The sequence below is a fragment of the Pseudoalteromonas sp. B62 genome (assembly GCF_037162565.1).
Classification (GTDB): domain Bacteria; phylum Pseudomonadota; class Gammaproteobacteria; order Enterobacterales; family Alteromonadaceae; genus Pseudoalteromonas; species Pseudoalteromonas fuliginea.
In genome coordinates this window covers 3,962,557-3,978,729 of record NZ_JARLVB010000002.1, presented here as the reverse complement: position 1 = coordinate 3,978,729, position 16,173 = coordinate 3,962,557, and the positions used below count along the sequence as shown (strand labels likewise).

Here is a 16,173-nt window from a genome sequence, read left to right as displayed (position 1 = left end):
TATAATTGTTGTTGGTTTTTTATTATATATCAATAATCTTGTTCAGTTTAAGGTTATTTTAAAGTGATACATTTTATATTTCGACACATGCTTAAATATAACTGGAGGGTTAGTGAAGCTAATTTATGTAGACGATAATTTACCAGGGATCACTCGTAAACTTAAACATAAAAGTTGGCTTTACTTTGATCCAATCGGTAAGCAAATAAAAGAGCAAAATGTGATTGATCGTTTGAATGGATTGGCGTTTCCGCCTGCCTATAAAAACGCCTGGTTTTGCTCAGAAGAAAACGGGCATATTTTAGCGATAGGATTTGATAGTAAGGGGCGAAAGCAATACCGCTACCATCCTGAATTTAGGGCACAGCAAGAAGCAAAAAAATACCAAGCATGTGGAGTATTTGGTAATAAACTCCCTTTGTTAAGAGCGCGTTTAGAAACAGACTTACAAGGCGATGAGCTTAATATTGAACGTACTTTAGCGGCAGTTGTAAGACTTATGGATTTAGGTGCGTTGAGGGTAGGTAACGAGCGTAACGTAAAGCAAAATAAAAGTTTTGGCGCTACAACACTACGCACACGCCATGCAAAACTCACGGGTAAAAATATTCAGCTAAAGTACCGTGCTAAATCAGGCAAGGAACGTGAAGTAAACATAACCGATAGGGTGCTTAGCCATGTAATAAAAGACTTACAAGATTTACCCGGGCAGCATTTATTTCAGTATATAAATGAAGGTGAGCGCACAAATGTTACATCAAGTGAAATAAATCAATACATTCAGCAAATAATGGGCGAGGAGTTTAGTGCAAAGCACTTTAGAACTTGGCGAGCAAGCGTTATTGCATTCAAACAATTAGCTAAAGCTAAAGGGGCGCTTACTTTAAAAAACATGCTTGATAGTGTCTCCCAGCAACTCGGTAATACTCCAGCTATAGCACGTAAATCGTATGTGCATCCCGATTTAATTACGCTGTGTAAAGAAGATGAAGATACTCAAACTGCGTGGAGGGAGTCCCTTTCATTACCACGAAAAACGAAGTACTTGAGTCGTTATGAACGTGGTTTTTTAGCTTTTTAAACGATTAATTGCCATAGCAACTTTACACACTTGGGCATATTAATTACATATTCTCTAATTTTATTTATTAACGTTTAGAATAAGTTATTTTAAAAAGTCATTAAATTTCAATTGTTTAATTTAAAAGTTTAATTTGGCATTACCGTTGCACCTTCAAAGCACTACTTAGTGATAAGTACATAAGCATTTATCAACGATATTTAGCGAGGAGGTACACAGTGAAGGGGTCATTTTCAAATCAAGCGCTTACTAAAGCAAAGGGTATTACTTTAAAAACAGCATTGTTTATTGGCATGGGCGGCTTATGCTCAGCACCAACACTCGCTGCTAATGAGCTTGAAAGTGTGGTACTCGCTAACTCTTCACTAACTACTTACAACTCACAAAAGTACATGCAAGCTGATGACACCTACTACTTTGACCAATATTCAGCGAAGTTAATTGAACGTACAGAAAAAGCAATTAATTGGTATCAAGAAATAGTTAACAAAGGTGGTTTTACACACTTATATAACGACGAATTGCTTGAACTAGGCAGTAATAATAATCAGGTGAGCTTACTTGCACAGCGTTTATATCAAGAGCGTGACTTAAAAACTAATGTGTGCGACGAAGCTATATGCACGTTTGATAAAGATTTAGAGCAAGCTGTTAAGCAATTTCAAAGTCGCCATGGTTTAAAAGTTGATGGCCGAGTGGGTAAGCGTACATTTGCATCGCTTAATGTGCCTGCACAGCAAAAACTCGATAAATTAAAACTTAACTTTTATAGAATAACTAACTTTGCAGGCGCAAGTGATGAGCAATATGTGTATGTAAATATTCCAGAATACAGCTTACGATTTGTAAAAGCGGGCGATGTAAAATTAAAAAACAACGTAATTGTAGGTAAACCAAGTTGGGAAACACCTGCATTTAGCGACGAAATAGAAAAGTTTGTAGTTAATCCTGAATGGCGTATACCCACCTCAATTGCCACTAAAGAAATTGCACCAAAGGTAGCCGAAGATCCTGACTACCTTGTAAAAAATAATATTGAAATTAGAAAAAACAGTTACCTAGATTCACAAACTGTTAATCCTAACAATATTGATTGGGATTCTATTAAGCCGTACCAATTTGATCACTTTTTAGTAAAACGAGCAGGGAGCCAAAACCCTCTAGGGGAGGTTAAGTATTTATTCCCCAATCCCGAAGCAATTTATGTTCACGATACACCAGCAAAGCACCGTTTTAGCCAAGCAAACCGAGCCTTATCGCATGGTTGTATAAGAATAGAAAAGCCTTTTTCGTTAGCGCGTGAGATTATTAAGCACGAAGGAGAAGCGCAAACACTCAGTCATATCGATAGCGCTCGTGACCAAAATAATACTCAAACGTTTCATTTAGATGAGCCTCTTCCTATTCATTTAGTCTATTGGACTGCATGGGTTGATGAAAACAAACTGGTTAACTTTAGAGATGACATATATCAACGTGATAAAAAAGCACTTTTAAACAATAGTAAGCAGTCGGTAATTGCTGCTTTGTTAAAAAATAAATAATGAGAGGGTTTATGCAATTTATTCATTATATTTCTATCGCCATATTCACAATTATATTTAGCAATAGTGTATTTGCTGCAGCGCCTACAAAGCCTGCGCATCAGGTAGTTGAGATAAAAAACAAAGCCAATTTTGAAGATGCAGAATTTAGCCTAAAAATTAACGATATAGTTATGCCATATTCGGTGTTTTCAGTATTTGTAATGCCCAAAGAGCAAGTTGAGTTTGAAGTGCTTTTTGCGCAATCAAAAAATGCTTACACACTAATTAACACTCAAGGGAAATCTAAGCTTACAGATACCAACCGTTGGCAATGGCAAGCACCCAAAGAGCCTGGTTTAACAACGGTAATTATTGAGTCGCCCGATAAAAAACAGCGTATGAAAATCAACGTATTTGTAAAAGTACCGGCAGACAATGTTGAAGGAGGAAAGCTCAAGTATTACCACATTGGGCACTATCCTAAACCTTCACAGATTAAAGACGTTTCACACTACATAGTGCCCGATGGCTTTGTTAAGGTAACGCCTGAAAATGAAAACGTAAAAATATCACCTCACTTTGCACTAAAAGAATTTGTTAGTAAGCAGCGAAGTAAGCACCCAAAGTATTTATTTTTACAAAATAAGTTGTTACTTAAACTAGAAAAAATACGCAAAGAACTGATTTTAGAAGGGATACCGGTTAGTAATATGGTGGTTATGAGCGGTTATAGAACTCCGTACTACAACAAATCAATCGGCAATGTAAAACTTAGTCGACATGTATTTGGTGATGCAGCCGATATTTTTATAGATAACGATGGCAACTACCGTATGGATGATATAAATAATGACGGTAAGCATTCAATGGGTGACGCTAAAGCTATGGCCGATATAGTGGAGTCGTTAGCTAGACGTGAATCATTTAAAGGTTTACTAGGTGGTTTAGGTATTTATGGGCCTAAGTCGCACAGAGGCGCATTTATACATGTTGATACGCGTGGCTTTAAAGCGCGTTGGGTGAGTAAATAGTTATATTAATAAATATATTAGCGCAATTACCACCTAGCATATTTAAAAAGTGCTGGTAAAACTCATATTACCAACACTTTTTGAGACAAGCTTATCAAAAGCTAATAGAATTAAGATAACAACGCCCATGTCATTAAGATGCTAAATGCGTACGATTCGCTAAAGTTAATTTGGCGAACATTAAAAATATCTGAAAATAAACGATTCCAAATTTCGTTAAATAACTTTGATAAAACTAACGCACTAGCGATCCATGTTGCTAAAAGTAATATCGTTTTTACAATCAAAGAGTCAATATACATATCTATAAGGGCATTTGACTCGTGTGTACTTCCTACTTCATAATTAGTTAATGCAAAGACAAAGCTTATAGCCCATAAGGCTATTGTGGCTAAGATATTAAAACGTGTTGTAATTCCTTTTTCCATTTAAATACTTCCTTTTCATTATTATGTTTAAGCTATAAGTGCTTGTGCTGATTTAGTCTATCCTCGCTCTTATTAAGTATATAATATATTACTGCAGCATGAAAGTTTCGTATTCTAAGTTTTCAAATTGTCTAGACAACCAAAATAAACCAATAACGGAGCTAATTATGGTCGCTAAAGCAAAACCATAACCGTAAAATTGTGGCCCAAATGCAATTGATAAGTAAGTTAAAACAATATTAGTGAATAAAAACAGACCCGCCAGTATCATTACCGTAATACGTTTATCTAAATAAAATAAAATGTTTAAAATAGATAAAAATATAACTTGTACGCCTACACCAACTACATCAATAAATAAGAGGGTTTTATAGTTTGGATCAATACCAATAAAAGTTAGTATTTGCTCTCCCCATAATAATAAGCAAGCGACAGTAATTCCTTGAATTTTAAATATGTCGTAAAGACCACTGCGCGCAGTGCGGATCATATTATCTTTCAAATGATAAATTTCTTGTAACGTTGAGCCGTCGCGAATTGCAGAGTAAAAACGGTCATATTCTTCAACAAAGTCAGTTTCCATCCTTACTAAAAATACGGCCATACCTGGGATAATAGATAGGTAGGCTAAAAATATAGGTAAATCATAAATAGGGCTGGCTCTGAGGGTTCCAATAATTTGGATTGATGTACTTGGTGAATACCAAAAAATGATTTTATCGGCCCATACAGCGATGTTATAAAACAGGCCGCATAAAAATAGGCTGTAATACACTTTTTTATTGCTTAAAAAGTCAAAGCTTATAAGTTTTTCACCTGGGTAGCGGCGAATAATCATAAATAGAAAACTGAAAAATAATAAGGCTTCACCAGCAAAAAAGGCAAAAAACAACCCGTCTAACTGCCAGTCCCTAAGCAAGTATGCCAGTAATACCATGAAAGCATAGCCGCTCAGCATCGTGACTAAAATAAGCCTGTATTCTTTCATACCTGATAAAAATATTGCGCCAAGCCATTGATTACATAAGCTAATAAAGGCACCTAAAATAATCACTTTAGTCATAATAGGTAAAGGTAAAAATGGCCAAACAGCAAGACCGACCAATAGGGCACCAATTGTAGTAATTAGTTGTGCGCCAAGTAGGTTTGGTAGCACTAATCCATCATCTTTTGTAAAAAATAAATCGGCAATAAAACGGGTTAGCATCAATTGCAGGCCACCCGTTAAAATAAGCGATGCGGCCATCATATAGGTTACAAGCGTTAAGAACTGAATGATCAACACTTTCGGTAGCACAATACCTAAACTTAAAATGCCAATCAGCATAAGCGCAATAATTGACAGTAGCCACGGGCCAGAACCAATTAATCCAGCGTAACTATAAGCTTCAAATACTGAAAGTAGGGTGTTTTTTTTGAGAATTTTTCGTATCTCAAAACCTATTCCGGCCATGACATTGCATCCTTATAAAGTGTGTCGTATTGCGCAAACATATGGCTTTCGTCATAAAACGTTTTTACGCGCTTAAGACCACTCGATTGATACTCATGCCACTTTTCGTCGTTATTTAAGATATTTGATATTTGCTTTGCTGTTTCGCTAGGAGAGGCTATTGATACCACTTCTCCGGCTTTGCCAAGTGCTTTGTCTTCGTCAGTTGCGCCTTCAATAATCTCCCGGCACGAACCAACATCACTTGCAAGGACTGGAACGCCAGCTGCCATCGCTTCTAGTAGTACTAAAGGTTGTGCTTCAGAAATAGAGGTTAGTGCAACGATACCTAATTTAGGCAGTATTTCAGCTATATTTTGCATACCTAAAAACGTAACGTTATTTTCTAAATCTAAACTGCTGACAAGTAATTGACATTCTTTATAATATTGAGGGTCTTCTTCGTATGGGCCAATAATCCAGCCTTCAATTGTAGGTATACTAGACTGAACCTCTTTGATTGCACGGATAAAAGTTTTAATATCTTTTATAGGCACTACACGACCAATTAAGCCTACCGTGAGTGGAATCGTTTTTGGACGCTGTGCAAGTGCTTCAATAAAACGCGATGTTTTAATACCATTTGGCACTACGCGTGTTTTTTCTGGTGCGGCGCCATCTTTTATTTGTCGTTGTCTATTACCATCGTACAAAGAAATTATTTTATCGGCTTCTTGATAAGATGTTCTGCCGATCTGCTCAAAGAAACTAATCCACATTCTGCGAATAAAGCCCATTTCGGTATTTAAATTTTTACCTAATACTTGCTCTGACTCTTTGATCCAGCTGGCTTGAATAAGGTCTATTTTACGCTCTTTGGTATAAATACCATGTTCGGTTAGTAAATACGCAGTGTTGCTAATTGCGCTAGCACCAGAACCTAGGAATCCCGCATAGCCTGTTGATATTGAATGTATAAGTTTAACATTAGGTAATTCGCGAGCTATCTCTGCTATTTTAAACAGCGGTTTGTATAAGTTACGATACGACCAAAAGAAATCGATAAATGATGATTCATCACAGTAGGTTAAATAATATTTTGCGAGAACTTGCCATGAGGATTCACTATACAAAAAGTCGGCTTCGTTTATGCCGTCTTTTTGGGCAAGCTTTTTAAAAGCAAACTTTAGTAACTCGCTAGGATCGGTTCTTTAGAGTCACGGAAATAGTTTTGCAGTTGTTGCCAAAATTCGAACAACTCTTTTTTATACTTTACGCCATGTTTTGCTTTTATTTCAGAGGCGTTGTTTTCAACTAAATAATGAACATGTAATTTGGTTACATTTTTAGGTAATGTATATTGAATTTCACCATAATGCTCAGGTGCACCGCCCAAAAAAACCAGCTCAAAGTTATAGTGTGGTAAGCCTTCAATAATTTGATGGACCCAGCTCGATACGCCGCCTCGGACATAGGGGTAAGTGCCTTCTAAAAGCAGTAATACATCAGCGTTTGGTTTAGGCATTCCAATACTCCTGTAAATGGCGTAACTCGCTACCCTTTGGTTGCTCTGGTAGTTCTTTTAAATAACGTTTACAGTCATCGAATTTATTCATACAAAAAGCAACTTCAGCTTTATAGGGCAAAACATGACGACGTGCCATACCAAGGTCTGTGGCTTGTGCTAAATGACTAAGTGCAAGTTCATATTTACCAAGAGCTAAACAAAGCCGGCCCAAAAATACAAAGGTTGCAGGCTTTTTCACATATTCGATGCTTTGCAAGGAAAGTGTTTCTGCTTTTTTAACACGTATTCTCGCAATGCACCTTGTGCCAATCCTAAGTAACTAAGTTCCCAATATATTTCAGCTAATTGTTGTTGCAAGTTACTCAGTTTTGGTTGCTGAGTCGTTAACAATATCTCTTGCTGATATAGGCCTATTTTTTCGTTTAACTTAGTTTCTTTAGCATCGAGAGTGGAGTAAGCAAGCAGACGAATATCATCTTCTAAGTCTTTAAGGGCGAGTTTTAAAATAGGAATTGCCTGCGTATCACTCATGTGACGTGCAGCCATTACTGCACTAAGACGTTTGTTTGGCTCACTTGCATACTTGAGGATCGCTTTCAATCCACCCATCGAATAGGTTGGATTAGCTGAAATACTACGAACTTCAAAAGGGAGACCTGGGATTTTGTGTTCTTGTATTTCAATATCATTATTTTTAAGCGGTTTACACAAAGCAAACGTGAGTGCGAACATAACGCCTAAAATACCAAATAGAGGAAGCGTAAACAGTAGTGAAAATAACAGTAATAGGGCACCAAATAATGTACTTTTGTATTTAGCTGGGATGACAATATAGCTTACAAAAGTAAAAAGCATACTTGCTATAGCATGTAATAAAATAGCGATAAGCCAATTGGGTGTATCAAGTGTTTCTATTAAAGCAAAATATTCATATATAAATCCCACTATTACAGCAATGACAATTCTAATCATGAAGTGTTACCAGTGGCTTAATCGCATCTTTACTAATTGGCAAAGCAATTTGTTGTTCAATAACGATATCTAATTCAGCTAAATTTTTACCTGTACGTTCTTTACTCCACCCATTTATACGCGTTATAAAACCGTCTTTTTCTAATTCATCAGTAAGTGGCATAAGTATTAACAGAGTTTGCTTCTCATCATCATATAAGTAAATATCTAAGCCTCGACGGGCTTCCGTTAAATACTCCATAAGTCGACGGGATTCGTTGGTAATATTTAATGTTTTAACTTTTAATAAATGTGCAGGAATTTTGTAACGTTTAGCTTCTTTGTTAGCTCGTTTTACTTGGCGAACAAAGTACGGAGATTCTTCGCTAGTCATTATCGGGTTGGTTATTTCATGTCGAAGTAAGTCTCCAACGTGTCCGGCCATTACGGCAAGTAAAGTAAGCGTGTTTTCTTTGAGCGCAAAAAACTGTACTTTTTCGACTAAAATAGCGCCATAAATGGTATCGTTTACATCAATAAGTGGAATTGCGATATGGTATTTACTGCTGCCTAAATAAACTTTAGAGCTTTTAACCGACACCAGTTCTTTTTCTTCAAACATAGCAAGGATTAGTGGGTCAGATGTTATTGGCGAAGTCATTTTACCAATAACAGCAAGAGGGGCTCCACTATATTATTGTTTTCCACTTTATATAGCCCGGCTTTTTCTAATGCTCCATACTCTACAAATAAATTGATAATCACTTGCGCTGCACTATCTAAACGTCTTTCTTTAAGTTGGCCTATAGATGCTCTTACAGCTTGCAATGACTCCCTTAAACTCAATGTATGCCCAGCTAACATTTGTTCTATTCGATCGTGTGAAGAGCTAATTAAATGATATTGACGAGTGAATTTTTCAAGCCGATCAGACACATACTCTAGTTGAATAGTCTGTTGTTGATTAGTACGCTCCCAAACATCCCTAAATTCACCCGCGATCATAATTACAATAGTATAGCCAATCATGGCGTTGATATTGAATTCGCTTTGAGGTGCCAAAATATCGCTTTGCAACAACAGTAATTGGCCTACGAGTAAAGTTAAAATGCTGATAAAACCTTTAGAGAACCCATAACGCAAAGCAACCAGTAAAGGCCCTAATACAGGCCAAGAAAACCCTCCTTGCGTCCAAAAAGGATCCTCGGCATTAAACAGAACAGGCAGGCCTAAAGCCAATGTGGTAAATATAATTACCTCAGCCCATGTCTGTAGCTCAGGGACTTCTCTTGGGCGAAAGAAATGTGTTTTCACTCACTAACCTCTATATAAGAAATTAAGTCGGCAATTACATCTTGTGCCGTTGCTGCAATGCTATCGCGTCCCCAACCACTTTTTGCAATTGTTCCTGTCCATATCGGCGTGGTTTGGCCGTTCGCAGTTAACGATAAAGTAAGAGCAACAACGGGTTCGCCATCAAGACCAGCTTTGTAGCGCCACTCTTCAATGCTACCGGTGAGTAGATAATCCGCTTGTTGAGTGCTTAGCCATTGCATGGCGTTATCTAAACGATATTGATCGTCAAGTGGTGGTAGCTCCTTATTGCTATTTCTGGGTGCGCGAAGAAGCGTTGGTAATTTATTTTGTTGCCAAATACTTGTTAAAATGTCTTCAGCACGCTCACCAGCGAGAGGTGTTTGAGCATGATTTACTAGCGGTAATAAGGCAACTGTTGTTGATGGGTTTATTTCTACATCATCAGCAACTCTACTCGTTGTACAGGCTGATAGTAATAAAACTAGACATGGTATAACTAAGCGAAACATATTTTCTCCTAACATTAAAAATGTACGTAATATCCTAATTGTAACTGTGTATCTGAATTACCAACCTTATTACTACTTTGGTAACCCAGCTGTAATTTAAATAAATCATCACCTAAAATAGACCAACCAGCGCCACTTGAAACAGACACATCAATATCATCGTTGATAGTCTGGTAACCGGTGCTTATATCAAATAGCCATGATGGGCTAGTACCTAAATAGGGCGGTTCTAGTGAGCTGGTTGAGGAAAATGAGGTACCGAGCGCAAAGCGTCTAAATGGCTGAAGTTCTATATTTAATGCGGCATCGTTACCTGTATTTATAAGCGTGTTCACTTGTTCAAAATCTTGCCATTGCGCGCTAAAATAAGCAGTCCAAATTGGCCTATCTTTTAAAATACGGTATTGGTATCGGGCGTTATACTCTTGCCCGTTGATGAGTGAACTTCCACTATCTCGTCGTAAAAAAGACATTATAGCGGCCGATAATTGCACGTTTTGTCGACCATCAATATTATAGTTTACATAGGCCGTAGCTTTGTTAAGTTGCGCAAAACTAAGTAAGGCCTCTGACTGGCGATTTTCAACATTGTGTTCAAGCTTTAAACCAACTTGTGTACGAGAATCCCATTGATAGCGAGAATCTAAGCTAATACCCTGACGATTTGCTAAACGACCTTGGTGGGAATCAATTTTTGCATGGAAATACCAGCGACCCCATGTCATTTTATTTTCTACAGCAAACAGTAATCCATTATTATTAAAGTTTTTCTGATTACTTAGGCTTAGTTTCCACTGGCCATTGGCATAAGGAAAATAAACATTTACATCGTATTGGCTACTGTTTAATCCGGCCTCAGGCGATAAATTAATTTCAAGTGCTCTAAAGTATGAGCCTCGGGCATTACGAACCAAACTTAATTGTGATTCGCTCGGCTCAGTTGTTAGTTCTTCGTACCAACGCTGCATTGTTGCGTAGGGTTGCCTGAGGTAGAGAAGTGCATTTAACTTATCTTCCTCGGTTAGTGCATTTTGCGTTATGAGCTGTTTAATTTTATTAAACTCGCCATTAGTCATGTAAAGTTGTAGTTTTTGCCAAGGAGCTAACTTTTGTGCTGCTCGTCGTGCTAACCACCAGTTTGTTTGAGGCTCGCCAATTGTCTCGGGTGCTAGTTCATCCATTGAATTAAGTTGCATTAAATGTGGAATAGCCATCGCACCTGCCCAGCGGTACATTAAGCCTCGGTAGGCGTATTTATCTTTAGGTAAATGTTGTAATAAATAATGATTAAGTTCGGTGGCATTTGCGTAATAACCAAGCTGTTTCATTACATCAGCTAAGTTAACCAGGGTTGTTAAGTCGTTTGGATCAGCCAGTGCTAACTTTCGTAAGTAAAAGTAAGCGCTATTATATGATTTTTCATGAATCGATAAGCTAGCTAACAGTTGCGTCCAGCCGTGAGTAGTCTCATCTTCTGAATGATTATCTATAATACGTTTTATCATTACTGTATCGTGCATTTGCAGTGCTAACCAACCTTGTGCAAGTACCACGTCTGGATTGTACTCGCTTAGTTTTGCTGCGCGGTTTAAAGTGGTATAGGCTGAATTTAAATCGCTTTTGTTTTGATACCAGTTTGAGAGTATTAACCAAGCAGGATAAAGTGCTTTATTATAGCGCTGCTTTTCGAGTTCTTGGTAGATACGTTTTATCGATTCTTCATCATCAACGTGTGAACTCAATAATGCAACTTGGATTAATTGTCTAATTGTAAGTGATGGTTGCTGCCATAGGTAATCGAGAAGGCCTTGAGGATTGTTCTCAAAGCGCAGTTGTTGATAGTGTAACATATCACCTACACTGAGCTCACTAATGGTCATTAATTGTTCGAACGCATAAAGCTCTTCTTTTTTATTTTGAACTCGTAATGCCATATCAACGCGTGCAGTCCAAAATTCAGTGTCTGTACTTTGTTGTTTTTGCTTTAAAATGGTAAGTGCGGTTGAAAAATCATCGATAAGCCAAAATGATCGGGCAAGCCATAATAGATCTTCTTCATTTTTTGGACCTTGGTATGTTGGCCATAGTGACCTTAAGCCTTTTAAGTTACCAGTATCGTGCAGTACTTTAGCTTTCCAGTATTGTGATAACACACTTTTACCACTAATTTGTTCAAATCGTTCAATATGATTTAGCTCTTTTTTTGCATTGCCGATGAACTCATTGGTTTGCATCCATTTAGCAAAACCATTGCCTTTTAACTGCCTATTTTGCGCTTTGTATTCGTAAATATCATTTGCATCTTGATACAAATAAAGAGAGGTTGCATCGTTTATGCTATCACTGAGCATGGCTGGTGTTACTGCATGATTTGCCATTAACCACTTAAATTCATTAAGTGCTTCGCTGGGTTTATTTTGCCAACGTTTTACTTTCCAATTTAGTAAATGGAGTTCTTTGTTATTTGGACTTTTTATTAGCAATTTTTCGAGTAATTGTTCGGCACCTTTTGCATTACCATTGGCTAAGCGTAAATACATTGCCTTAGTTAAATAGTGTGTATTATTAGGGGTAGCTTTTAGTAGAGCTTCTACCGCATCTGCAGCATCTTCTGTATTGCCGGCTAAGTCAGCTAAATAAAGAGTACGTTCAGTGTTAGCTTGGTCGCCATACTTTTTCCACCAAATATAGGCTTGCACAGGATCATTTGCGCCAAGCGCTGTTTCAATTGCTTTTTCAGCTATATTTGCGTGTATACCTGCTTTATAAATGACTAATGCTTTAACTGGTTCGCCTGCACTTAACCAGTAATCAGCGGCGAGTAATGGCTTGTTTTTTAGCTGGTAGTACTGTGCAACACTTACATTTAAGCTCAGAGCTTTAGCTATGCTCAGCACTTGTTCATTCCAATTTTTATGGGCCTTTATTTTTAAAGATAATTCTTCAAATCTATCATCTATATTTGCACCACTTGCTAACCATAATGAGTAAAGTAGTTTGATTTCAAGTGTCGCTTTGCGCTCACTTTTAGGTAACTTTGCAAGCTCAATTTTCGCTTGTGCGTATTCGCTTAGCTCTATGTGTAGCTCAATTAGCTTAGCGCGTAGTTTTTCATTGTCAGGGTCAGTATTAAGCGCTGCATTTAGGTACGATGTTTCAAAAGTATAATCTTGTGAAAGCGTATCATCTTCAAAAAATAGGGTATGCGGAAATAACGCATAAAGTGCAAAGCAACTTACGGCTAATATCGTTAATATTGTTTTTATAGATACTAACTGAGGGCGTTTTTTAGAATTCATTATGGGGCAGTCCCAGCACAGTTAAGGTAGCCATAAAAGTCACCCATAGGTATTTTGAAATGCGTTAATTTACCGTGAGTGATACCTTTAAAGTGCTCTCCCAAATGAGATGTAAATTGACATTCACGTCCATTCATTAAATCAAGTGAAGCGGGTACCCAAGCTTTAAAGCTTACTGCGCCATTTACCTGCCAATTATCGATAACCACATTAGCAGAAGCTAAATAAGGCTTACTATTATTTTGGCTGTGATCAAAGCTAAGGCGGGCAATATTATTGATAATATGTACGTAGTCGCCTTTTTGAGTTACACCAGATATCCCTTCACTTTGGGCTATATTTGGTATATCAAAATCGCTAGGTATTCGTAAAGTACGAATATATTTTGAGCTAAATAGCCATTCATCGTCATTATTTTTTGCTAATGCAGAGAAATAAAAATCTTTTGCAATTTTTGCAAAATGACTCAAATGTACAGGTGTATTTGGCCTTGCTAAAACATAGTCTATATTGTGTTTTAAGGCATCGAGACCAGCAGGTATTTCCCCCGAATAAAAATGATAATAAATAGTGTAAGGCTTTAATCTGTATGGTTTTTCTGTTATTTCAAATGTTTCGGTTAAACGTTTAAACCCATAATAAGGCCCGTGCCATAAATTAGTGAATACATTTTCATTCAAGATAGGAGCATAAATTTGATATAACAGGTCGCGCTCAGGTCGCCCAATTGGTGATATATGAGACAGGCTAGGGTTATCGGCATTTGCATCGGTGTTGCCGCCATTAATGTTTAATACACCCGCGTCACGGGCAAGTTCAAGTGCTTTTGGCCCAGGTGTTGCGTCACCAGACCACAGCATTAATACTGTTTTTTTATTTTTTGGTGCCAGCTTTTCGTCAATGTATTTTATAGAGCCCGTAATTTCTTTTTTTAAACTTATAGTGTCGTATCCTGGCACATCAAGATGAAAACCATAGTCGGTGTCATCCTCATCTATTTTTTTCCGACCAGAGAGTGCGGTCCAAAAATAAGGGTGGCTATAAGTATGAGATGCAATTTCAACATAGGGTAAATCGAAAATACTGCGCGCAATACGTTCTAATTTAGGACTCGCTTTTGAGTGAAGTCCAGTAGCTTCAATATCTGCTTGAATAATTGATGATGTTAAAGGGAGTTTATAGCGTTTAATTATTTCATCGCGGATCACTTCTGCCGAATAAGGTCTACCTGTAAAATTTGCAATACTTGAAAAACCATCACCATCAATATGTAGAGTAAGCATGCGCCTACCACTTTCAGTTGTTGTATCGGGGACTAAGATAGGCGGGAGCTCCATCGCCTTTGTCAGCAATGTACGAGGGTCGATAACCCACTTACTACCTTCCATCGGAAAAGTATCAATTAGCCAAGGGGCAACCACCACAGCACCATATTTTGTTTTTGCACTTTGTACAACAATGCTGCCATCAGCCGCTTTTATATTAATAAGCGCAGTGGCATTTGGCGCTAGTTTCAGTAAATATGGTTTTACTATTGGTGGTGGTGTCGCGGCTTCACCTTTGAACCATGGGGCAAAGTAATTTAATTCATAAGGAGCAGGAGGTAATACATTGAGTGCTTCTACACCTAGTTTGATTAGTAGTGTAGTCGAAAGCGGTAATTCTCCCATAACTAACAAAGGGACAGCGCCTAAATTTGTTTCTAGCCAATTAGTTATCGCCGGGGTATAAAAAGCATCACTGGTAGTCCACGAAATAACGCCAGCATGTAAACTTGGATCTATGAGAGGAAGCGCTCTTTTTGCTACATCAATGTAATCAGGGATATACCCCAAATACTCAATCATGGTTGCAAGTTTTAAGTGCACCGTAGTATAGATAAGTGGCTTAATATCACTATTGTAAGGAATTAGAATACGCCTAGCTATTGGTGTGATATTTGACGTTCCCCATGTTTGTAGGTGTCCGTCAGTTATCCAAGGTGCATAACCGTTTTTTATTATTTTTTGAGCCATAGCAAGGCGATTTTTGGGTTTTGCATAATCAATCACTTGTACATTAAAGCCCAAGTTTTTTGCTGTATTTAATTGTGCAATTAGCCATGTTTGATCACTTTCGGCAGTGAGTTTGTAGCTATTATCAAGAGGATTGTAATGGCTATATAACCCCTCCGCTACTAAATCAGTTGCGAACCCTTTTAACTTGGGAAGTAGTTCAAACCCACGATTGAGTATTAAATGTTTATCAAATGAGCTTGAGAGGTCCTCAATAATTGAAATTAGCCCAGCTTGTTGGTATGCTTTATTGCTTGTTGTATCTAATAGCTGATAGCTATCTAGTGTATCTAAGAATAAGCCAGTGAAACCACGGTCTTTTAAATCATTAGCGCTGTTTTTTATGTGTTTATGCCAATACGTAGAAGTTAAATCGGAAATATGACTATTCCAATTGGGATTAACAACAAGTGATGACGTGTTTTTTTCGAATGACTCACCCACACTAAGATAAGCATAAACAGCAATGTTACGCTGCGTAAGCCAATTAAGCTCATGCTCTGTGATTAATTCTGGTTGCACTACCACACGAGAATAAAATGTCATTTCAGCAAGAGGCATCGGTGCTGAATAATAAAAAGCAGTGCTGTTGTTTATTGGCTTGGCGAATACATGAGCAGAAATTAAAAGCGTAAAATATAGAATGTACTTCATTGATGATTCATTTTGGTTGGGATTAAGCAGAGATAAGAAATGACGTGCGTTCCGATTTTATGCTAGGTAATTCGTATTAGTAATATAGGGTGATTATATGTTAATAAAAATAAAAAAACTACATGATTGTTCCTAAGTTTCATCTTTGTTTTTCGTTGTTTTACTTATTGGTGGGAGTAATTGGTTAGGTTCATTATTTTGCTTACTACTAAGGTCGCAATGTTTTAAGTATTAAAATGTATGCCTTACAACTATAATATGGACAAAATCGCCAAGGTTGGTTTGGCTCTTACCTCGACATTTACCTTTAATATTTACACGCTTCGTAAATATTAAGTTGTATGTAAATAAACTAATTTACCT

12 protein-coding genes and 1 pseudogene are annotated in these 16,173 nt (G+C 37.4%); 3 read left to right on the top strand and 10 right to left on the bottom strand.

The features are described 5' to 3' along the window. Window positions 1-112: 112 nt before the first annotated feature. The 3 genes from P4S71_RS22510 to P4S71_RS22500 all read left to right on the top strand — a co-directional run bounded on the left by P4S71_RS22510 (window position 113) and on the right by P4S71_RS22500 (window position 3,638). The gene (locus P4S71_RS22510; RefSeq protein ID WP_337151565.1) at window positions 113-1,081 is read left to right on the top strand and encodes a DNA topoisomerase IB; all 969 of its coding nucleotides are present in this window, start codon (window positions 113-115) and stop codon (window positions 1,079-1,081) included. Window positions 1,082-1,299: 218 nt separating this feature from the next. Beyond that, window positions 1,300-2,625, top strand: a complete 1,326-nt coding sequence (locus P4S71_RS22505; protein WP_337151564.1) for a L,D-transpeptidase family protein — start codon at window positions 1,300-1,302, stop codon at window positions 2,623-2,625. Between the two features lie 11 nt (window positions 2,626-2,636). Further along, window positions 2,637-3,638 carry a D-Ala-D-Ala carboxypeptidase family metallohydrolase gene (locus P4S71_RS22500; protein ID WP_337151563.1) on the top strand — a complete coding sequence of 334 codons (1,002 nt, stop codon included), beginning with the start codon at window positions 2,637-2,639 and terminating at the stop codon, window positions 3,636-3,638. A 110-nt stretch (window positions 3,639-3,748) separates the two neighbouring features. Here P4S71_RS22500 and P4S71_RS22495 read toward each other — a convergent pair whose 3' ends face one another. The 10 genes and pseudogenes from P4S71_RS22495 to P4S71_RS22450 all read right to left on the bottom strand — a co-directional run bounded on the left by P4S71_RS22495 (window position 3,749) and on the right by P4S71_RS22450 (window position 15,810). Next, window positions 3,749-4,066 (bottom strand): hypothetical protein, encoded by a 318-nt coding sequence (locus P4S71_RS22495; protein ID WP_337151562.1) that lies wholly within the window; start codon window positions 4,064-4,066, stop codon window positions 3,749-3,751. Window positions 4,067-4,154: 88 nt separating this feature from the next. Beyond that, entirely contained in the window at window positions 4,155-5,519 is a 1,365-nt protein-coding gene (gene pelG, locus P4S71_RS22490) for an exopolysaccharide Pel transporter PelG (RefSeq protein ID WP_096793578.1), read from the bottom strand. Next, window positions 5,507-7,023: pseudogene (gene pelF, locus P4S71_RS22485) on the bottom strand (GT4 family glycosyltransferase PelF). Before pelF ends, pelG begins: the two are co-directional and overlap by 13 nt. After that, window positions 7,016-7,264: a hypothetical protein gene (locus tag P4S71_RS22480; RefSeq protein WP_337151561.1), complete on the bottom strand. Its 249-nt coding sequence runs from the start codon at window positions 7,262-7,264 to the stop codon at window positions 7,016-7,018. The pseudogene pelF and the gene P4S71_RS22480 overlap by 8 nt, the downstream one beginning before the upstream one ends. Further along, window positions 7,261-7,998 (bottom strand): HEAT repeat domain-containing protein, encoded by a 738-nt coding sequence (locus tag P4S71_RS22475; RefSeq protein ID WP_337151560.1) that lies wholly within the window; start codon window positions 7,996-7,998, stop codon window positions 7,261-7,263. Before P4S71_RS22475 ends, P4S71_RS22480 begins: the two co-directional genes overlap by 4 nt. Continuing rightward, on the bottom strand, window positions 7,991-8,638 hold the full coding sequence (locus tag P4S71_RS22470; protein WP_337151559.1) for a PelD GGDEF domain-containing protein: 648 nt from the start codon (window positions 8,636-8,638) through the stop codon (window positions 7,991-7,993). Before P4S71_RS22470 ends, P4S71_RS22475 begins: the two co-directional genes overlap by 8 nt. Beyond that, window positions 8,635-9,291 (bottom strand): hypothetical protein, encoded by a 657-nt coding sequence (locus P4S71_RS22465; protein WP_337120682.1) that lies wholly within the window; start codon window positions 9,289-9,291, stop codon window positions 8,635-8,637. The genes P4S71_RS22470 and P4S71_RS22465 overlap by 4 nt, the downstream gene beginning before the upstream one ends. Then, complete coding sequence (locus P4S71_RS22460; RefSeq protein ID WP_008134575.1) at window positions 9,288-9,803, bottom strand: hypothetical protein; 516 nt, start codon at window positions 9,801-9,803, stop codon at window positions 9,288-9,290. The genes P4S71_RS22465 and P4S71_RS22460 overlap by 4 nt, the downstream gene beginning before the upstream one ends. 14 nt (window positions 9,804-9,817) lie before the next feature. Further along, window positions 9,818-13,102 (bottom strand): tetratricopeptide repeat protein, encoded by a 3,285-nt coding sequence (locus tag P4S71_RS22455; protein WP_337151558.1) that lies wholly within the window; start codon window positions 13,100-13,102, stop codon window positions 9,818-9,820. Continuing rightward, complete coding sequence (locus tag P4S71_RS22450; RefSeq protein ID WP_337151557.1) at window positions 13,102-15,810, bottom strand: endo alpha-1,4 polygalactosaminidase; 2,709 nt, start codon at window positions 15,808-15,810, stop codon at window positions 13,102-13,104. The genes P4S71_RS22455 and P4S71_RS22450 overlap by 1 nt, the downstream gene beginning before the upstream one ends. Window positions 15,811-16,173: the final 363 nt, after the last annotated feature.